This window comes from Bradyrhizobium sp. Kon10, assembly GCF_055807395.1.
Map to the genome: position 1 here is coordinate 157,112 of NZ_JBVVOZ010000004.1, position 18,858 is coordinate 175,969.

An 18,858-nucleotide genomic window follows, 5' to 3' on the forward strand; every position below is an offset into this window, starting at 1 on the left:
TCTATCAGCACGCACTCACGGTGCCGGACACGCCGTCCCTGTCTTCACCCAGGCTTCGACCAGCGCGCCGGCCTGCTCCTGCGTGCCCGGCACGGGGGAGCGGCCAAAGCCGGGCTTCCAGGCCCAGCCGACGAGGGTGTCCTTGCCAATATGGTCGATCAGGTCTTCCACCTTGCGCCCGCCATTGCGCGCGGGGACTTTGATCTGTTCGCAGATCTCGCCGATGGTTTTGCCCTCCCAGGCCATTTCGCGTGGCGCAAGATGCCAGGCGGGATGGCCGGGCATGCGACCCGGCTCGAAATTGGCGTTCTGGTGGCAGGCGTTGCAGCGCATCGCCTCGAGGCCGTGGCCGTCGGCACCGCGCGTGACCGGCGGCTGATGAAGGCGGGCGCTGTCGCCCTGATGCGGCCTGTCGCCGGCGGGATGGCAATTGGTGCAGCGCGGATGCGTCAGCACTCTTCCGAGCTCGGTGAAGATCGCGGCGGAGCGCTTCTCGGTGTCACTGATGCCAGCGAAACTCTCGGGCGACGCCAGCGCGTGGTTCGCTGTCTCCGAGGCCGCGTAGGCTGCACACAGGCTGCCGGCGAGCGCCGCGATCACTGCTATCGTCTTCAATCGCGCGTCGGAGATCATGGCGCGTGTCCCCCGGGGCCCGCTCACTTGGTGGCAACAAGGTAGCGGCTTGAATCGGCGAGGATCACGTCGCGCATCGCCTCGTGATATCTGACATACCCGGTGCAGCGGCAGAGATGCCCGTCGAGCGCATCGGCGATGGTCTGCTCCAGCGTTTCGCGCGGCACCGGTGTGCGCGACAGACGTTCCAGCAAAACCTGGCCCTCGTTGAGGAAGCCGGCGGTGCAGTAACCGCATTGGAAGGCGAAATGGTCGATGAAGGCCTTTTGCAGCACTGAGAGCTCGCCGTTCCCAGCGTGTCCCTCGACGGTGCGGATCGACTTGCCGTCAAAATTCACGGCGGGCGCGATGCAGGTCGGGGTGGTGGTGCTGGTGCCGTCGGGCGCATCGACGATGATGGCGCAGCTCAGGCATTGCGCGGCGCCGCAGCCGAACTTGGTGCCGGTCATGCCCAGCATCTCGCGCAGAAAATCGTTCATCGAGAGATCGTCGCGGACGTCCATCGGACCGTGCTTGCGGCCGTTGATGGTGAGGCTGAGGGTCGTCACGCGAGCACTCCCTTCAATAGGCTTGCGGTGACCGGCAGCGCGCGGAAGCGATGGCCGGTAGCGTCATGGATGGCGTTGATTAGCGCCGGCACGATCGGGATCATCACGACCTCGGCCATGCCCTTGGGCGCCTCGTCCGCTGTCTGCGGCTTCAGCATCTCGATCTCGAGATCGCGCAGAGGCAGATCCGAGCCACGTGCGACCAGATAGCGTCCGAGATTCCAGTCGCCGCCGCCCGGGCCGCCCTCCAACGGCGGCAGCGTTTCCAGAAGGGCGTAGCCGACGCCCATGGCGAAGCCGCCCTGGGCCTGGCCCATCACCACATCAGGCACGAGCGCGGTGCCGCATTCGAACACGCTGTAGGCCTTGGCGATGCGCAAGGCGCCGGTCGCGCGCTCGATCTCGACGCGGACCACCGTGCCGCACATCGAGGTGTAGGCGGTGCCGATCCGGTTGTTGTCGGTCGGCGGAAACTTGACGCTGGCGCGGTTGATCCGTTCGAACTTGCCTTTGCCCCTGCGGATCGCCAGCGCGTCGATGTCGGCGCGGTATTGCTCGCCGAACAGCGGAAAGCGGGCCCGCGACCATGCCCAGCGGGAGAAGCTGTGCGCAACCGCACCGGTGACGAAGCCGCGCGCATGAGCTTTCGCGGCCAGGACCGGCAGCGCCAGCGGTTCGAGACCGGGCATGGTGAGCTGCCCGTTCTGCCAGCTTGCGGCGGCCCATTGCCGGGCGCGTGGATCAGTCTTTCCGATGCGCCACAGTTCCAGCGCCGCAGGCCACAGGCCGAAGCGGAAGATGACGTGGGCGGCTTCCCCGGCGGAATGGGTGCCGACATGCGCGCCGATCGAGGAGCTTGTCGGCGAGCTGATCGCGGGCACCCAGCGCGGATTTTTCTCCGCGGCATCCTGGGTCTTCTGGTCGATGGTGGCGGGATCGCCTGATGTGACCAGCCCGAGCACGTCGTAGCTGTCGACGCGGGCGACCGAGACGTCGTCGGCGATGGCGCCGAGATGGGTCGCGACGCGGTTGGCCAGCGCCGTGCCGATGCCGTTGCCCATCTCGACGTGATCGCAATAGATCACAATCCTGCCGTCGGGGCCAAGCTCCACACGCCCGAGCGAGCCGTCCGCGCCGGAGCCATAGTCTTTCGTGACGCAGGCAACGCCGGTGCCGACCAGCCGATCCGACGACGTTTGCTTGAACTGCGCCCGCTGCTGCCAGATCGGATGCTGCTCGAGCTTGTCGAGGATTTCGGGCGTGCGCACCGAGACGATGTAGGGATTGCCGGTCATGGTCCGGCCGTTCTGCGGCAGAGCGTTACGCCGCCGGAATTCGATCGGATCGCGCTTGAGCTCGGACGCCGCCTCGTCGATCAGGACCTCCAGCGCCGTCATGGCCTGCAGGATGCCGTAGCCGCGCATCGAGCCCGCGCTCACCCCGCGCGAGTGCACCGCGACGGTCGTGACGTCGACCTTGGGAATGTCGTAGATGCCGATCGCGCCGGTGGCTGCGACCACGGCGACGCTGGCCGAGAAATGGGCGGTACCGCCGCCGTCGAGCACGTGATCGGCGGCGAACGCCTTGATCTTGCCGGTCGCGCGATCGATGCCGATACGCGAGCGCATCTTGATCGCGTGGCGCTTGATGCCGCCCTGAAACTGCTGGTAGCGGTCGTGCGCCAGCCGCACGGGCTTGCCGGGAAAGCACACCGCGGCGAGCGCAACATAGAGAGTGAAAGGCGTGTGGTCGCGGCCGCCAAAGCCGCCGCCGACATGGGCGAACTGCGCGTTGATATGCGCCGGCTTGTAGGGTGAGCGAGCCTTGGCGAAGAGATGCGCGATCGACTCCGCCGCCTCGTAGGGCGACTGCACGCCGAGCAGCAGTTCGAGAGTGCCGCCCTTGCCGTTGTACCAGGCGAGGCCGCATTCCGGCTCGAGGAACATCGGATCGACCGATTGCGTCTCGAACTCGCGGTCGAGCACCAGCATGGAGGCGTCATCCGCTGCAAGCTCGGCGCGGATCTGCTCGCCATATTTCGCCGCCCGGGCGTAATCCGCCGGCATCTCCTTCGCGAGAGGCGACCACACCGGCAGCGCCGCGCTCTGCACCTTCTTTGGCGAGACCCAGCCGGCCTGGAGCGGCGAATAGACGTCCGGCTTGTCAGGCGAGGGACCTGCCACGCGGGTGAAGCGGAAGGCCCCGTAATCGGGGATGACGACAGGCCCGGTCTCCTCGCCGAATTGGACGAACGTGCCGTCGCGTAGCGCGAGACGCGCCTGGTCGAAGGCATCGAAGGTCTCGAAGATCAGCAGCGCAACCGGCTGTCCGAGATAGAGCGGCGTCTTGCCGGGCGGGCAGAACAGGTCGCCGGCATAGAACTCCGGGACCTCTGTGCCGATGCGGCCGAGATCATCCGCGGTCACGACGACGGACGGCTTCAGCGCGCCCTTGAGGCGCGCGAGGTCCAGTCCGGTGTAGACATGCGTGGCGTCATTGGCGCGGACTAGGATCGCGTGCGAGGTGGCCTGTGGCCAGCCCGCCAGATCATTGGCGCGGAAGTCGGAAGCGTAAAGCTTCGCGCCGGTGACCTTGGCGACGCCGTCGACACGGCCGGCGCCTTTCGCCGCGGGGTTGAACTTGCCGCGTCCAGGCAGCGTCTCGTGCTCTGCGAAGGGCACGCCGGCTGCCGAAGCCAGATGAGACAGGCTGACCGAGATGCCTCCCGCCGACAACCACTTCACGAACTCGCGTCGCGAAGGCCCCATGATCATATCCTTGTACAGAGTTTCGAGGACATCGGGATGCTGGCAGCATTCGATGTCCAGAGCGCACGGGCGAGCGCCAGCGCGAATCCGCGACGTTCGTCGTGGGACGATAGAAGGAGTGAGAACCTTTACAACCAGTGAATGTGGTGCGCTTGCGTCTCGAATTCCGGTTTAGAGCTTGCTTTAAAATCGAATCGAACGGAAGACGGTCCGGCAACAGGGGGCGACATTCAAATGCAGCATGATCCGAACGGTGCGTCTTCGGCCACCAGCGTGACGGGCACGACGACACTGTCGCGCCGCCAATTGCTCGATTGCGGTCTCAAGGCCGGCGCGTTGTCGCTGTTCGCGGGTTCCGCGAACGCCCAGCAAGCCGTGCACGACCATGCGGGCATGTCCCACGCCGCGGACATGTCGCCGACAATGGGGATGGTCGCTGAAGCGCCGGTGCCCGCCATGGATCAACTGTTGGTCGAGCCCGAGGTGCGGCGGTCAGTCAACGGCGTGCTGAGCACCACCTTGCGCGTCGGCTATGCCTATCGCCAGATCGGCGGAGTCAGGCTCTATGTCAGGTCCTATGAAGGCGGCAGTCCCGGACCGACCTTGCGAGTGAAGCCCGGCGATACCCTGCGGATCAAGCTGATCAACGACCTGCCGCCCAATCGCGATGGATTGCCGGCGGACATCAGCCATCCGCACCAGTTCAACAACACCAATTTTCATTTTCACGGCGCGCACGCCAGCCCGAGCGGGATTTCCGACAACGTCATGCGCTCGATGGCGCCCGGCCGCAGCTACAACATCGAAGTCACCCTTCCGGCGGATCACACCAGCGGCACCTACTGGTATCACCCGCATCACCACGGCAGTGCGGATATCCAGATGTCCTCCGGCATGGTCGGCGCCGTCGTCATCGAGGGCGATTTCGCCGACGTTCCCGAAATCGCCACAGCCCGCGAACGCCTGATGGTGCTGACCCAGGTGGTCTATGATTCCAGCGGCATGGTCGAGAATTTCGAGACGCTGTTTCCGGAGACCGCGACGCGTTTTCTCGCCATCAACGGCCAGCGCCGGCCCGTGATCGAGATGCGTCCCGGCGAGGTGCAGCGCTGGCGCATCCTCAACGCCGCCTATCAAGACGACATGCTGCTCGATCTCGAGAAGCACGATCTGCATGCGATCGCCTATGACGGCATCCAGCTCGGCGCTGTGCAACCGCTCAAGCAGATCCTGATCGCGCCGGGCCAGCGGGCCGATATCGTGGTGAAGGCAGGCGCGCCGGGCACCTACGCCTTTAACGCGGCCCCTTACGACCAGGGGCACCCTTCGCCGGTGGGGCCGCTGGCACGAGTCGTGGTGTCGGGCGCGGCGATGGACATGAAGCTGCCGGGCGCCCTGCCGCCGGCGCCGCTCGCCAGCATCAAGGAATCCGAGATCACCAACCGCCGCAAGGTGGTGCTGTCGGCGACTGCGCCGGAAGCCGATGCCGCCGGCCATTGGGAGGAATTCGAGTTCTTCGTCGACGGCAAGAAGTTCGATCCCGGACGGATCGACCAGCGGGTTAAGCTCGGCGCGGTCGAGGAATGGACCATCGTCAACACCCATGAGCATGACGACCATGTCTTCCACATTCACACCAATCCGTTCCTGGTGGTGTCGGTCAACGGCAAGCCGCTGGCGGTGCCGGAATGGCGGGATTCCGTGATCGTCGAGCGCAAGGGCGGCCAGGTCGTGTTCCGCTCGCGCTTCATCGATTTCACCGGCGTCTACATGCTCCACTGCCACATGATGAACCATGAGGAGATGGGGATGATGCAGACGGTGGAGGTCTATAAGCCGTAAGCTTCTGGGCGAATTACAGGAATTTAGCGAAAGGCCGGGCTGATCCGGGTCCGGCCGGGCTTCCCTTGGCAGCCCGCATGGCCTATTACGCTGCAACGCAAAAATTCCCCCAGAAGACCTCATGATCCGCCTCGACAACGTCAGCAAGCAAGCCGGCCACCAGATCCTGTTCATCGAAGCCTCCGCCGCCCTGAACAAGGGCGAGAAGATCGGCCTCGTCGGGCCGAATGGCGCCGGAAAAACCACCCTGTTTCGGATGATCGCCGGTGAGGAGTTGCCCGACGAAGGGCAGGTCTCGACCGATCGCGGCATCACCATCGGCTATTTCAACCAGGACGTCGGCGAGATGGCCGGCCGCAGCGCCGTGGCTGAGGTCATGGACGGGGCAGGGCCGGTGAGTGCGGTCGCGGCCGAGTTGCGTGAGCTCGAGACCGCCATGGCCGACCCCGACAAGGCCGATCAGATGGACGAGATCATCGCGCGCTACGGCGAGGTGCAGCACGCCTTCGAGGAGCTCGACGGCTATGCGCTGGACGGCCGGGCGCGCGAGGCGCTCTCTGGCCTCGGCTTCAGTCAGGAGATGATGGACGGCGACGTCGGCAAGCTCTCCGGCGGCTGGAAGATGCGCGTGGCGCTCGCGCGGATTCTCTTGATGCGTCCCGACGTCATGCTGCTCGACGAGCCGAGCAACCATCTCGATCTGGAAAGCCTGATCTGGCTGGAGAAGTTTTTGCACGACTACGAAGGCACGCTGTTGATGACGTCGCACGACCGCGAGTTCATCAACCGTGTGATCTCCAAGGTGGTCGAAATCGATTCCGGCTCGCTCACCACCTATACCGGCAATTATGAGTTCTACGAGCAGCAGCGCGCGCTCAACGAGAAGCAGCAGCAGGCGCAGTTCGAGCGCCAGCAGGCGATGCTCGCCAAGGAGATCAAGTTCATCGAGCGCTTCAAGGCGCGGGCCTCGCATGCAGCCCAAGTGCAGAGCCGGGTCAAGAAGCTCGACAAGATCGAACGGGTCGAGCCGCCGCGCCGCCGCCAGACGGTGGCGTTCGATTTTCCACCGGCGCCGCGCTCCGGCGAGGACGTCGTTGCGCTCAAGAAGGTGTTCAAGGGCTACGGCAGCAAGCGCATCTATGACGGGCTCGATTTCATGATCCGCCGCAGGGAGCGCTGGTGCGTGATGGGCGTCAACGGCGCCGGCAAATCGACGCTGCTCAAGCTCGTCGCGGGCGCGAGTGAGCCGGACGAGGGCACCGTGGCGGTCGGCGGCAGCGTCAAGATGGGCTATTTCGCCCAGCATGCGATGGATTTGCTCGACGGCGAGCAGACGGTGTTCGAGTCGCTCGAATACGCGTTTCCGACCGCGGGGCAGGGCAGCTTGCGCGCGCTCGCCGGCTGCTTCGGCTTCTCCGGCGACGACGTCGAGAAGCGCTGCCGCGTGCTCTCGGGCGGCGAGAAGGCGCGGCTCGTGATGGCGAAAATGCTGTTCGATCCGCCGAACTTCCTGGTGCTGGACGAGCCGACCAACCATCTCGACCTCGCCACCAAGGAGATGCTGATCAACGCGCTGTCGGATTTCGAAGGCACCATGCTGTTCGTCTCGCATGACCGGCATTTTCTGGCGACGCTCTCGAACCGCGTGCTGGAGCTGACCCCGGACGGCATCCACCAGTTCGGCGGCGGCTACACGGAATACGTCGCGCGCACGGGGCAGGAAGCGCCGGGGTTGCGAAGCTAGTTGGGGCCGGTAGCCCGGATGGAGCGTAAGCGTAATCCGGGATTCGAGCCACGCGGGCAGTGGTGCAACGCGGTTGGTCCGGCCCCGGATTGCGCTCCGCTCCATCCGGGCTGCAAGCAGTTCGCGACGTTGGCAACGAACTCGCTCGCTTGAACGAGCGAGATTCTCCTGCGACCTTCACGGATGCGAAACAGTCGGCGTGTCGCGGTGAAAGTTGCGCTTCGGATGCTCTAATACGTGTAGAACATCCGTTGGATCTCCTTGGTGTCGGTCGTCCTGGTCAGTGCCAACATCAGCAAAATGCGCGCCTTTTGCGGATTGAGCGTATCCGAGACGACGAAGTCGTGTTCGTCGTCCTTGGCCTCGCCGTTGCGTGCGACGATGCCGTTTCCGACCCGGCTGCTGCGAACGATCACCACACCCTTCTTGCGGGCCTCGTCGAGAGCCGGCTCGACCGCGGGCCGAGCCAGGCTGCCGTCACCGACGCCGGCATGCACGATCCCCTTGGCTCCGGCGGCGACAAACGCGTCGACCGCGACGCGGTTCATGTTGGCATAGCCGTAGACGATGTCGACTTGCGGCAAGACATCGAGGTTGGAAACGTCGAATTCGGAGTCCGCTGTGTGCCGTCGCGTCGATTGACGATAGAAATACGGCTTGTTGCCCTGCATGTAGCCGAGGAAGCCGAGTTCCGGCGTGCGGAAGGTGTCAGCCGTCGAGGTGTTGTTCTTGGTGACCTCGCGCGCGGCGTTGATCTGATCGTTGAGGGCGACGAGCACGCCCTTGCCGACGGCCTCTTCACTGCCGGCCAGGATCACCGCGTTGAAGAGGTTGATCGGCCCATCCGCGCTGATCGCTGTCGAGGGCCGCATCGCGCCGACAATGACGACAGGCTTCTTGCTCTTGACGACGAGGTCCAGGAAATAGCTGGTTTCCTCGATCGTGTCGGTCCCGTGCGTGATCACGATCCCATCGACGTCGTCCTGCGCGAGCAGCGTGTTGACGCGCTTTGCGAGCTTGAGCCAGTAGTCATTGTTCATGTTCTCGCTGGCGATCTGGAAGACCTGCTCGCCCTTGACGTTGGCCACCGTTTTCAGTTCGGGGACGGCGTTCAGCAGGGTCTCGATGCCGACCGTGGCTGCGGTGTAGCCGACCACGGTGGTGCTGCTCGCGCCGGTGCCGGCGATCGTGCCACCGGTTGCCAGAACCATGACGTTGGGCAGACCGGGACCTCTGGCGTTCGCGACGTCAAGACTGATGAGCAGCGCGAACAGCAGGCTCATGGTCGCTATGATCTGATCACGCACTCGAAACTGCCACATCTCGCATACCTTTCCTGGAAAGCCTCGTCGATGCGCCCCTGTTCGCTCAGCATTGTATGATCCGCCAGCCAAGGCGTTCTGTCTAGGGTGGCGATGATTTTGGTTTACGCGCTCGGCGGGTGCGGGAACGCTCTCAGTCCTCAGGCCCGCGCGGGTGCCGGACATCCAAGATATTGGCTCCGACTGCTCAGAACGTGGATGGCCGGGACGAGCCCGGCCATGACGGAGTTGGTTTGCTGATTGGTCGCGACATGAAGTCGCGATGCCGCAGCGCGCGCTACGCGCCCATCTCGCACTTCTTCATGAAGCTGTTCTTGGCGGCACCGGCGAGCGGTTTGCCGTCCGCGCTGACCGCCTTCGGCGTGCAGGCGTCTAGCTTGCACTTTTTCATGAAAGAAGTTTTGGCGGCGCCGGCGAGCGCCTTGCCGTCCTTGCCGACCGCCTTGCTCTCGCAAGTGTCGTCCGCGAGGGCCGAGCCTGCTGCAAAGCCGGCAAGGATTGCCGCGAGGAAAATCCGTTTCATCATGGGTGTCTCCCTAAGCCGAAAGATGGCCGGCGAATTGGAACCCGGAATCGTGGCGCAATCAAGCAGGAACGGCGCGCACTAGCCTTCGTTTTGATTTTTTCACCGGGCCGCAACGCGATCATATCCCGCGCGCGAGCAACGCCTTGAAATCGGCGCGTGCGCGCTGCGCCTCGACCCGGGCAACTTCGGAAGCGTCGCCGAGGCCGAAATAGCCGTGGATCAGGCCGGCGCCTTCATGATGCTTCACCGACACGCCGGCCGCCTGCAGCGCCCGCGCATAGGCTGCGCCTTCGTCGCGCAGCGGATCGAACCAGCCGGTGGTCACGACCGCGGGCGCCACTCCGGAGAGCGAGGCGGCACGCAATGGCGAGACCCGCCAGTCCGCGGCGTGGCCGGGTTCGGCGAGATAATGACCCGCAAACCACGCCATCACGGCGCGCGACAGGAAATACCCTTCCGCATTCTCCGCGCGTGACGGATAGCGCAGGTTCTCCTGCGGATCGACGTAGCGGCCCACGACGTCGATCACGGGATAGACCAATAATTGTGCGGCGAGCCTCAGGCCGGCATCGCGGCAGGCGATCGCGGTTGCTGCCGCGAGATTGCCGCCGGCGCTGTCGCCGGAAACGCCGAGGCGCTTGACGTCGTCGCCAAATTCCGCGACGCGGTTGAAGACGTCGCTGGCAGCCGCGAAGGCGTCCTCGAATGCGCCGGGAAAGTGGGTCTCAGGCGGCCGGCGGTAGTCGACGGAGATGACGACCGCGCCGGTCTCGATGGCAAGCCATCGCGCCTGCCGGTCGTGGGTATCGAGATCGCCCGCCACCCAGCCGCCGCCGTGGAAGAACACCACCGTCGGCGCGGGACCGGTGCCGATCCGATAAACGCGCGCATCCCGCGCGCCGGCGCCGCCCTTCACCTTGATGTCCTGCACGACATCGACCGGAGGCGGCGCCACGGCCGCGCGCGCCGCAGCCAGTGCGCGCAAGGAATCGCGGGCGCTCTGTGGCGTCATCGTCGTCGGATCGCGCAGCGGTAGCAGCGGAATGATCTGGGCGATGACGGGATCGAGCGGCGCGGCCATTTGCGGTCCCCTTGTGCGGTCCTCTTGGTCTTGCTTGCGGGTTAGCATAGATTTCGCGCGCCGCATCGGCAACCGCCGGACGGCTATGCGCCAGGGAGATCAAAAGGTGGAATTCGAAACGCTGGTCCAGTCGCGCCGCAGCGTGCGCGGTTTCAAGAACGAGCCGGTGCCGCGCGCGGTGATCGAGGCGATCATCGAAAGTGCCAAGCGCGCGCCGTCGTCGATGAACACGCAGCCCTGGCACGTCCACGTGCTCACCGGCGAGCCGCTGGAACAGGTGCGCCGCCGCAACATGCAGGAGATGGTCGCGGGTGCCAAGGTCAAGCGCGACATCATCAGCCACGGCGAGTACCAGGGCGTTCACCGCACGCGCCAGGTCGATGTCGCCAAGAAATTATTCGGTGCGATGGGGATCGCGCGCGACGACAAGCCGATGCGGCAGGATTGGGTGCTGCGCGGCTTCCGCCAGTTCGACGCGCCGGTGTCGCTGGTCCTCAGCTATGACCGCGTGCTCGACCCCGGCGCGGTCTGTCATTTCGATCTCGGCGCGCTCTGCTACGGCATCGTGCTCGCGGCGTGGGACCGTGGCCTCGGCTCCGTGATCAACGGGCAGGGCATCATGCGATCCGACATCGTGCGCGAGGTTGCCAAAATCCCCGAGGACGAGGTCATCATGACCTGCGTCGCGCTGGGCTATCCCGACGATAGCTTCGCGGCGAACGCGGTTCGCTCGGATCGGGAGGGCAACGAGGAGTTCGTCCGGTACGTCGGCTTTGCTGACTGACGCTGCGGGGAGGAGATGATTCCCGCACCAAATTTTTGGTGCGAGCTCCCTGCAAGCTCTTGCAATCTTCATCGCGCGGGAGGAACAATAAGCGGACAGAAAGGTTTGTTGCTGGCGCGAGGGAATTGACATGCGGCGGCTGGCTAGCCTGGTTCGACGGTTGTTCGGCCCGCGAATGCGGCGTCCGATCGATGATGATCCAAGTCTTCCGTTCTCACCTGAAGAGTTCAGCAGGTTGATCCGCAGCGGCAGACGCGAGGACATGAAGCTGCTCGCGGAGGGGCTCGCCTCCCGCTCCATCCCGCGCCGCATCAAATTCCGCGCCACGCATTGAGTCCAGGACTCGCGGGTATGCCGCGCCGGGTGCTCAGCGCGTGAGTGCGATGTCTTTGAAGGAGGTGACGAGCGCCTTCTCCAGCTTCCCGGTCATCCCGCAGAGAATATTGTAGGCCTCCGTACGTGGCATCGTCGGCTTGTAGGGGCGGTGCTCGATCAGCGCGGCGAAGATGTCCGAGATCGTGAGAATGCGCACGACGTCTTTAATGCTCTCCCCGGACAGCGCGTCCGGGTACCCGCTGCCGTCGAGATATTCGTGGTGATGCCTGACTGCGTCGAGAATCTCGGGCGTGATCTTGTCGTGGTCCTTCAGAAAGTCATAGCCGGCGGCCGGATGCGTCTCGATCATGGCGCGCTCGTCGGCACTGAGGCGGCCCGGCTTGTCCAGGATCGCAAGCGGGATCTGCGCCTTGCCGATGTCGTGGAACATCGCGGCCGAGTAGAGGCGCTCGAGATCCATCCTGCCGACGCCGAGGCTTAGTCCGAAGTCGATCGCCACGCCGGTCACGAGCAGACAGTGCTGGTAGGTTCCCTCGTGGTGGCGCCGGACGGTCGTGAGCCATTCGGAGAGGCCGTGCTCGGTGATGCGCTCTGCGATCTTGCGACCGGCATCCTTGGTGCCATCGACGTCGAGGGGCTCGCCGAGCGTCACCGCGGTGAACATCGACGCGATGGCGGTTGCGGCTGTCTCGACGGCATCGTCCGGCTGCGTCGCGCCGGTTGCCGAACCGGATGCCGCCTCGGCAGGATCAGCCAGCGCCGCGAGCAGCTTGGCCTTGTCGATCGGGCCGGCAAGGACGAGCGTCGCACCGAGCGCATAGGCCTGCGAGATACTGATATGAGAGGAGTGCTCGACGAGGAAGATGCGCTTCGTGACCTTCGCCAGCTTGCCGCTTCTCTTCTTGATCGCCACGATGTTGTCGAAATCACGCAACTCCGCACGTATCACGATGGCGTAGGGCACTTGCGACAGCTTCGCCTCCGCATCGAGCCGTTCGCCCGCAACGGTAAATTTCCGTTCGAGGGCCGAGCAGATCCCCGCCAATTTGTCGGAGGAATCGGCGAGCACATGCACGAATGGTCGTGCCGATACCGTGGTTCGGGGACCGCTATCGGCATTGACGGGGCTGGCTCTGGTTCGCGCGTTCTGCACGGGTACCTGGACTATACCGGTTGGAGGGCTTGCTGAATTCGGAGAGCCTATTTGCTTTGAACGGAGTTCTGCGCGGCGGCCGCCGGTGCGCTCACCGGTCGCCTCTTGCCGTCCGCGGTGATGAAGTGGACCCCGGCGGTGGTTCCATCGATCCAGACCAGTTCGCAGCGGCGGTACGCCAGCCCTGTCGACGACAGCAGCAAGAAGAATTCCTTGGCTTGCAGCACGTCGAGCGTGCCTTCGACCTCGATCTTGGCGCCGCTCTGCGAAACGTCGAGCAGGACGCATTTGCGCCGCCACGTGCCGTCCGACCCCATCAAATTGACGGATTGCTTGTGATCCATCCGTACGCGAAACGCCTTTCGACCGTCGAGCTTCATCGATTGGACCCCGTTTTCCTGCGGCGCTGTGCCTGATCGCTTGTGCTGGCGCCTGCAGCTATTTCTCCCCAGCGCACCGTCCACTGGCTGGTCGACAGAAGAACACTCTCGAAGATGTGCTGCGCGCGTTCGCGCTGTGTGAAGGAAAGACGTACACCGCTGCGGTTGCTCAGGATTGCCAGCGTCGTCTGCCAGTTCAGGCGCGAAGCCCGGCACGCCATCACCAGGCCTTCGCAATCGTCATCGGTCATGACGTGCTCGACGATCTCGATCGGTGCCCCCGAGAGCACCGACAAGGCGGTGAACAGATTGGCGGTCTCGCCGCGGATCGCGAAGCGGTTCACCGAGGAGTCGTTGAGCTTGCCGAGGCGATTGAGCGCGACGATCTCCGGCCTTGCGCTCGCATAATCGGCCGAGCAAGGCCGCTTCAGTGGAGCGGGAGCGGGCTCCGGGCTCGGCGCAGGCGGCGCTGCGAAGGCATCGGATCTGGCTGGAGCCTTGGCCGGGGAAGCGGAGAGCAGCTTGCGCACGACAACGTCGGGCGTGCCTGGCCGGAGCGCCACTGCCTTCGTGATCGCGTCATCCGCGGCGCAGCTGACGACGAGCAGCGCATAAGCGGTATTCGAGAACCTGGCGCCGGGGTTCGCGATCAGCGCAAGGCAGACCGCCCGGCCGCCGCGTTTCACCAACGCCTCAACCACGGCCGCTTCGATCCGGTCTCGGCCCGCGATCGCAAGCTGATGGCGTTCGCTGCAGGACGCAGCAACCGCCTCGAGGTCGTCCATTGAGAGTGCTTGCGATTTGAGCAAAATCGGATACGCCACATCCGGATCTTCGTGGGAAGCCAGCTGTCGCAAGGTAGCCCGCGGCGCCGGACTGAGTTCGGCAAGCGCATTGCTCAGGTGAATCAACGCGCTGGCACCCACACCTCGCGTGAGGCGAAGGAGGATGCCGTCGACGACGTTGACGAGCAGTTCCTGCTGGCGGTCGCTGGTCGCGGCGAGCAGACGAACGATGCCCGACAGGATGCGGACACAGCGCTCGGGCGGCCCGGCTGCGACCGCCTCCTCTAACTCGACAAGAATATCGGCAGGCGAATGTGCCAGCATGGCCGGAGCCTGAATTCGAAATAACTTCAACTATTCAACGTGCTCCATTGCGCCTCAAAGTTGTTAATTTGAACTTGACATTTTGGTCCTTCAGGTATTTGCGCACCGCCTACTTCACTGAAACGGTATCGAAATTTGGCAGAGGCTACCCCGAGGGTTGTTCTTTGATCGACTCTCGCCATCTGATCGAGAGACGTTAGGATGATTCTTCCGGTCTCATGGGACAACCGGAAAGGGGGAAATCAGATCGCGTCGTCTCACGACGCTGCTTTTCATTTGTCATGACCAGCATTGATGATGCGCCTGCGTTGGCGCCAAAGATATTTCGCTTTTCAGACGTCGATGAGTTTCGCAGTTCGATCCGTGGCCTGAACATTGAGTTCACGCCGTTTGTGCGAAGGATTTCTGCAGAGCAGATCATTCTGCGCTTGCCCGCTTGCGACGTGAACGTGACGCGGGCGTTTCCGCGCGTGGTGGACGCGCAGCTCGTCGCGGATTGCACGGCGGTCGGTTTTGCGATGGATGACCTTGAAGTCCCGATCCGCTTCAACGGTGCGCAGCGTGACCGTGCGGTCATCGTCATCGGCAGCAGCGGGGCGGCCTATCACACCATTGAGGAGGTGCAGCGGCAGGTCGCCTCCATCGTGTTCCGGCCCGAGGTGAAAAATCGCGGCTGGCCCGAGACGCGCTTGAGCTTCAAGATATTGGAGACCAGTCCGTTGGCGCTGTACGCGCTGCGGAAGGTCGTCTGGGAGGTGGTGGCCGCCGGATCCGAGCCGATCGATCCCGCCGAAGTGCCGCTGAAAGCGGCAGCGATGACGGAGTCTCTGTTCGGCGCGGTCGACGCGGCGTTCGCCAACCTCGCTCTCGCGCGCTGGACGCTGCGGCCGAACGACGAGCGGCAGTTCAAGATCTTTCGGGACATCCGGGCGCTGTTGGCCGATGACCTCGCCCAGCCCATCTACAGCGAGGAGTTGGCGCGCAAGCTCGGCCTTTCCGTCCGCAGCTTGCATGATGTCGTCCGCCGCTATCGCGGCATGAGCCTGCACCGTTACTTGCGCCTGCGGCGGTTGTGGCTGGTCCGCCAGCGGCTCCTGGCCGGCGCCGAGAGCGTGAAGGCGGTCGCGCTGGCCTTCGGCTTCTGGCATCTGAGCGATTTCTCTCGAAGCTATCGCGACCAGTTCGGCGAGACGCCGTCCGCTACGCTGGAGCGTGGACGCAGGCGATAGCGTCGCAAATGGATTCGGAGCGGTCTCCGTGCTAGCCTGCCTGTCATGAGCAACCGCATCCTTGTCCTCTACGGCTCCTACCGTTCCGACCGCATGGGTATCCGCCTCGCCAATTTCGTCGTTGATCGCCTGCGCGCCCGCGGCGAGGAGGTCGACTTCATTGACGCCAAGGCGATCGGCCTGCCGATGCTGGACCGCATGTACAAGGAACATCCGAAGGGCACGGCACCCGAGGCGCTCGAGAAGCTGGCCGGGCAGATCCGCGGCGCTGACGGATTTGTGTTTGTCACCGGCGAATACAATTGGGGCATTCAGCCTGGATTGAAGAATCTCACCGACCATTTCCTGGAGGAATGGTTCTGGCGCCCGGCCGCGATCGTGAGCTATTCCGCCGGCCGCCTGTCCGGCGCGCGCGCCTCGACCGCTTGGCACGGCACGCTGTCGGAGATGGGCATGGTGGTGGTGTCGAGCACGATCGGCGTCGGCCCGATCGCGCAGACATTGTCGGAGGCGGGTGAGCCGATCGGCGAGGGCGGCAAGGCGCTGGAACGGTCGTTCCCGCGCTTTGCCGATGACCTGCTGTGGTGGATCGAGGCGGCCAAGTCGCAGCGGACGCGCAAGTCGCCGCCTTACTGAGCCGCGCTACGCCGCCCTGACTTCGCTGAGGAAGCGGTCGAACTGTCCGGCGAGGTCGCGCGACTGCACCGAAAGCTGTTCGGCGGCGCCCAGCACGTCCGAGGCGGCGGCACCGGTGTCGTCGGCGGCGCGCTGCACGCCTGATATGTTGGTGTTAACCTCCTGGGTGCCGCGCGCAGCTTCCTGCACGCTGCGGGAAATCTCCTTGGTTGCCGAGCCCTGTTGCTCGATCGCAGCCGCAATCGCGGTGCCGATCTGGTCGATCTCGGCGATGACGTTGGCGACGTTGCGGATGGCGGTCACGGTCTCGTCGCTGGCGCTCTGGATCGCGGAAATCTGCTCGGAGATTTCGGTGGTGGCCTTGGCGGTCTGGCCAGCCAGCGACTTCACTTCGGCGGCGACGACTGCAAAGCCGCGGCCGGCGTCGCCGGCGCGGGCGGCCTCGATGGTCGCGTTCAACGCCAGGAGATTGGTCTGCTCGGCGATGCTCTGGATCAGCGTGACGACGTCGCCGATCTTCTGCGCGCCTTCCGCGAGTGCACGCGCAGTGTCCCCGGTGCGGCGGGCATTCTCGACCGCGCGGGCTGCGATCTCGGTGCTTTGTGCGACCTGGCGGCCGATCTCGGCGATCGAGGAGGTCAGCTCTTCGGTCGCGCTCGCGACCGTCTGGACGTTGGTCGAGGTCTGCTCGGAAGCGGCCGCCACCACCGCAGCCTGGTCATTGGTCTGGGCCGCCGTCGAGGTCATCGACTGCGCCGTGCTCTCCATCGTTGAGGACGCCTGGGACAGGCCGCCGACGAGCTCGGTGACCTTGGCCTCGAACGCGCGGGTGAGCTCGTCGAGCGCCTGCGCACGCCGCATCTTGCCGTCGTTCTCGGCCTGCTTCTCGGCTGCGAGCCGGTCGGCCCGGATCATATTGTCCTTGAACACCTGCACGGCCGCGGCCATCGCCCCGATCTCGTCGGAGCGCTCGGCGCCAGGGATAGCTTCGGTAACCTCGCCCTCGGCGAGCCGCGACATCCGCGACGTCAGGCCGACAATCGGCGCACAGACGCGGCGGCGCACGGTCACCACAAGACCCACGCTCGCGATCAGCACGGCGATGAGGCCTGCGAGTGCGACCGTAAAGCTCGCGCGCGCGGCCGACGAGGCGCCGGCCAGGATTTGCTCCGCATTGTCGTAGAAAGCGTCGCGCACGCCGATGATGGCGCCGAGGCCGCGCTGCGACGCCGGGTAATAAATATCGAGGTCGTGCTCGTACTTGCCGCTGGCCGCGCCGTCCTTGACGAGCTTCAGTTCACGGCCGAACCCCTCGACATAGGCGGACTCCAGCGTCTCGAGCGCGGCGGCGACATTGGCGGGTGTCGCCGGATTGCCGCGCAGCTCCTGGAGCGACATCACGATCTGGTCGTTGCGGCCTTGCGAGCGGGCGATGTCGGCCTTCTCGCTCTCACTCGCCACCTTCTTCGAGCCGACCAGGTTCTTGTGCAGGCTGGCATTGAGGCCGCCGATGTCGCGCAGTGTCATGGCGATATTGGCGTAGCTGGCCTGCCGGTAGGCGTCGCCATTCAGGATCGCCATGCGGCGGACCTGCTCGTTGAGCAGCCCGGTTACAGCGCTATTGAGCACGGCGTTGTCGGCGACGATCTTCCTGGCCGCCTCCTTGCGCGCATCCGCCGGTCCCGCGATCGCCTTGTCGACGGCCGCGCGTATCGCTGTGAACTTCGAGTCGATGCTGTCGATGTTGCTGCCGATGGTGTTGCCGTCATCGAACGGGCCGGGCATGTCCTTGCGCAGCGCATTCATCTTGTCGCGTGCGCCGTCGGTCTGCTTGCGCAGCTTGTCATGCTCGGCGAGCTGTGCGGGATCGACTGTCGCAGGTCCGTACAGGATGTTGGTGGCGAAGCCGCGCTCGGGGTTGAGATAGCGCGGGATGTCGCTCACGGCCCGGACGATCGCCAACCGGCCCTGTGCTTCCCCAATCCTGCCCATCGTCTGGTATTTCGTCACCGCGACGTAGACGGCGAGGCCGCCGCCGACGGTCGAGAGCGAGACGATAGCGGTGGTGAGAAGCGTACCGATTTTCATGATTGGTCCGGCAACTGGCACTGGCAGAAAATTAGTTCTGCCCGGACGATAGGCAGCCGGTGTTAATCCCGGGTTTACGTTGAAGGCAGCGGCAGTGGCGCTCACGTCTCCTGTCGATCGAGAGCGGCGAGGATCTCCAAGCTCGCGTCATCGCGCTCGCCGGCGAAATAGCGGGCGATCGCCTGGCCGAAAATGGGCTCGTCTGAAACCGCACTGAACAGCGTCATCGACGAGCGGAACTTTGCATCATCGGGCGCGCCCAGGATCGCGTTGATGGTCCGACCCTCGACCGCGAGGACCAGGCCCGTACATTCGAGGAGGCGGCGACCGAGGACGGGGTGGGCGAGGTAGGCGCTGGCCTCCGCCCGCGAGGCGATGGCGTAGCGCCGGGACATGGCGCTGAAGCCGAGACCGGCGAGCTGCGGGAAGATGAACCACATCCAATGGCTTTGCTTCCGGCCCCGCGACAGCTCGCCCTGGACGAGGCGATAGACCGGGTTTTGGGCCAGAACGAACCGATTTAGGTCGAAAGGATCGGTCATTAGCTACCTCTGGGGTACCTCGCCCGCCGCGATTATGCCTAACTTTTGGCTCCCAATGTGGTAGCTGGTATAGAGTCTCTGGGTGGGGGTGGGCTCCCCCAGGGGTCGATTTTGGGGATCTGATGGTTTCCGACACC

General features: G+C 64.7%; 16 protein-coding genes. 5 read left to right on the forward strand and 11 right to left on the reverse strand.

Annotated elements, in window-relative coordinates:
• Nucleotides 1-15: 15 nt before the first annotated feature.
• Genes AC0L2O_RS08280 through AC0L2O_RS08290 form a run of 3 tightly spaced genes read right to left on the reverse strand, consistent with a single transcriptional unit; the run spans nucleotide 16 to nucleotide 3,949 of the window.
• On the reverse strand, nucleotides 16-633 hold the full coding sequence (locus tag AC0L2O_RS08280; protein WP_473369378.1) for an Isoquinoline 1-oxidoreductase subunit: 618 nt from the start codon (nucleotides 631-633) through the stop codon (nucleotides 16-18).
• 23 nt (nucleotides 634-656) lie between these two features.
• Nucleotides 657-1,181 (reverse strand): (2Fe-2S)-binding protein, encoded by a 525-nt coding sequence (locus tag AC0L2O_RS08285; protein WP_473369379.1) that lies wholly within the window; start codon nucleotides 1,179-1,181, stop codon nucleotides 657-659.
• Nucleotides 1,178-3,949 (reverse strand): xanthine dehydrogenase family protein molybdopterin-binding subunit, encoded by a 2,772-nt coding sequence (locus AC0L2O_RS08290; protein ID WP_473369380.1) that lies wholly within the window; start codon nucleotides 3,947-3,949, stop codon nucleotides 1,178-1,180. The genes AC0L2O_RS08285 and AC0L2O_RS08290 overlap by 4 nt, the downstream gene beginning before the upstream one ends.
• A 234-nt stretch (nucleotides 3,950-4,183) precedes the next feature.
• Between AC0L2O_RS08290 and AC0L2O_RS08295 the strand changes: the two genes are divergently transcribed.
• Entirely contained in the window at nucleotides 4,184-5,791 is a 1,608-nt protein-coding gene (locus tag AC0L2O_RS08295; protein WP_473369381.1) for a multicopper oxidase family protein, read from the forward strand.
• Nucleotides 5,792-5,912: 121 nt separating this feature from the next.
• Nucleotides 5,913-7,535 carry an ABC-F family ATP-binding cassette domain-containing protein gene (locus tag AC0L2O_RS08300; protein WP_369724151.1) on the forward strand — a complete coding sequence of 541 codons (1,623 nt, stop codon included), beginning with the start codon at nucleotides 5,913-5,915 and terminating at the stop codon, nucleotides 7,533-7,535.
• Nucleotides 7,536-7,765: 230 nt separating this feature from the next.
• On the opposite strand, the gene AC0L2O_RS08305 is transcribed toward AC0L2O_RS08300, so the two are convergent.
• The 3 genes from AC0L2O_RS08305 to AC0L2O_RS08315 form a co-directional block, all read right to left on the reverse strand.
• Entirely contained in the window at nucleotides 7,766-8,842 is a 1,077-nt protein-coding gene (locus AC0L2O_RS08305) for a type II asparaginase (RefSeq protein WP_473369382.1), read from the reverse strand.
• Nucleotides 8,843-9,134: 292 nt separating this feature from the next.
• Entirely contained in the window at nucleotides 9,135-9,383 is a 249-nt protein-coding gene (locus AC0L2O_RS08310; protein WP_369724147.1) for a hypothetical protein, read from the reverse strand.
• Between the two features lie 118 nt (nucleotides 9,384-9,501).
• The gene (locus AC0L2O_RS08315) at nucleotides 9,502-10,464 is read right to left on the reverse strand and encodes an alpha/beta hydrolase (RefSeq protein WP_473369383.1); all 963 of its coding nucleotides are present in this window, start codon (nucleotides 10,462-10,464) and stop codon (nucleotides 9,502-9,504) included.
• 106 nt (nucleotides 10,465-10,570) lie between these two features.
• Here AC0L2O_RS08315 and AC0L2O_RS08320 point away from each other — a divergent pair, with 106 nt between their 5' ends.
• Complete coding sequence (locus tag AC0L2O_RS08320) at nucleotides 10,571-11,248, forward strand: nitroreductase (RefSeq protein ID WP_473369384.1); 678 nt, start codon at nucleotides 10,571-10,573, stop codon at nucleotides 11,246-11,248.
• 367 nt (nucleotides 11,249-11,615) lie between these two features.
• Here the strand turns inward: AC0L2O_RS08320 and AC0L2O_RS08325 are convergent, their stop codons facing one another.
• From AC0L2O_RS08325 to AC0L2O_RS08335, 3 genes are read right to left on the reverse strand one after another with little or no spacing between them, the layout of a single operon-like run.
• Nucleotides 11,616-12,737, reverse strand: coding sequence for an HD-GYP domain-containing protein (locus tag AC0L2O_RS08325; protein ID WP_473369385.1), 1,122 nt, complete (start codon nucleotides 12,735-12,737; stop codon nucleotides 11,616-11,618).
• Nucleotides 12,738-12,784: 47 nt separating this feature from the next.
• Complete coding sequence (locus AC0L2O_RS08330; RefSeq protein WP_473369386.1) at nucleotides 12,785-13,117, reverse strand: PilZ domain-containing protein; 333 nt, start codon at nucleotides 13,115-13,117, stop codon at nucleotides 12,785-12,787.
• Nucleotides 13,114-14,226, reverse strand: coding sequence for a DUF2336 domain-containing protein (locus AC0L2O_RS08335; RefSeq protein WP_473369387.1), 1,113 nt, complete (start codon nucleotides 14,224-14,226; stop codon nucleotides 13,114-13,116). Before AC0L2O_RS08335 ends, AC0L2O_RS08330 begins: the two co-directional genes overlap by 4 nt.
• A gap of 281 nt (nucleotides 14,227-14,507) precedes the next feature.
• On the opposite strand from AC0L2O_RS08335, the gene AC0L2O_RS08340 reads away from it, so the two are divergent.
• Nucleotides 14,508-15,455: a helix-turn-helix domain-containing protein gene (locus AC0L2O_RS08340; RefSeq protein ID WP_473369388.1), complete on the forward strand. Its 948-nt coding sequence runs from the start codon at nucleotides 14,508-14,510 to the stop codon at nucleotides 15,453-15,455.
• Between the two features lie 45 nt (nucleotides 15,456-15,500).
• The gene (locus AC0L2O_RS08345) at nucleotides 15,501-16,091 is read left to right on the forward strand and encodes an NADPH-dependent FMN reductase (protein ID WP_473369389.1); all 591 of its coding nucleotides are present in this window, start codon (nucleotides 15,501-15,503) and stop codon (nucleotides 16,089-16,091) included.
• A gap of 6 nt (nucleotides 16,092-16,097) precedes the next feature.
• Here AC0L2O_RS08345 and AC0L2O_RS08350 read toward each other — a convergent pair whose 3' ends face one another.
• Both AC0L2O_RS08350 and AC0L2O_RS08355 read right to left on the reverse strand, forming a co-directional pair.
• Complete coding sequence (locus AC0L2O_RS08350) at nucleotides 16,098-18,179, reverse strand: methyl-accepting chemotaxis protein (protein ID WP_473369390.1); 2,082 nt, start codon at nucleotides 18,177-18,179, stop codon at nucleotides 16,098-16,100.
• A gap of 101 nt (nucleotides 18,180-18,280) precedes the next feature.
• Nucleotides 18,281-18,721, reverse strand: a complete 441-nt coding sequence (locus AC0L2O_RS08355) for a DUF1810 domain-containing protein (protein ID WP_473369391.1) — start codon at nucleotides 18,719-18,721, stop codon at nucleotides 18,281-18,283.
• Between the last annotated feature and the right edge of the window lie 137 nt (nucleotides 18,722-18,858).

Coding starts and splice junctions, on each gene's coding strand:
- AC0L2O_RS08280 (WP_473369378.1), bottom strand. CDS start 633: ATGATCTCCGACGCGCGATTGAAGACGATAGCAGTGATCGCGGCGCTC.
- AC0L2O_RS08290 (WP_473369380.1), bottom strand. CDS start 3,949: ATGGGGCCTTCGCGACGCGAGTTCGTGAAGTGGTTGTCGGCGGGAGGC.
- AC0L2O_RS08295 (WP_473369381.1), top strand. CDS start 4,184: ATGCAGCATGATCCGAACGGTGCGTCTTCGGCCACCAGCGTGACGGGC.
- AC0L2O_RS08300 (WP_369724151.1), top strand. CDS start 5,913: ATGATCCGCCTCGACAACGTCAGCAAGCAAGCCGGCCACCAGATCCTG.
- AC0L2O_RS08310 (WP_369724147.1), bottom strand. CDS start 9,383: ATGATGAAACGGATTTTCCTCGCGGCAATCCTTGCCGGCTTTGCAGCA.
- AC0L2O_RS08315 (WP_473369383.1), bottom strand. CDS start 10,464: ATGGCCGCGCCGCTCGATCCCGTCATCGCCCAGATCATTCCGCTGCTA.
- AC0L2O_RS08330 (WP_473369386.1), bottom strand. CDS start 13,117: ATGAAGCTCGACGGTCGAAAGGCGTTTCGCGTACGGATGGATCACAAG.
- AC0L2O_RS08335 (WP_473369387.1), bottom strand. CDS start 14,226: ATGCTGGCACATTCGCCTGCCGATATTCTTGTCGAGTTAGAGGAGGCG.
- AC0L2O_RS08340 (WP_473369388.1), top strand. CDS start 14,508: ATGACCAGCATTGATGATGCGCCTGCGTTGGCGCCAAAGATATTTCGC.
- AC0L2O_RS08345 (WP_473369389.1), top strand. CDS start 15,501: ATGAGCAACCGCATCCTTGTCCTCTACGGCTCCTACCGTTCCGACCGC.
- AC0L2O_RS08350 (WP_473369390.1), bottom strand. CDS start 18,179: ATGAAAATCGGTACGCTTCTCACCACCGCTATCGTCTCGCTCTCGACC.
- AC0L2O_RS08355 (WP_473369391.1), bottom strand. CDS start 18,721: ATGACCGATCCTTTCGACCTAAATCGGTTCGTTCTGGCCCAAAACCCG.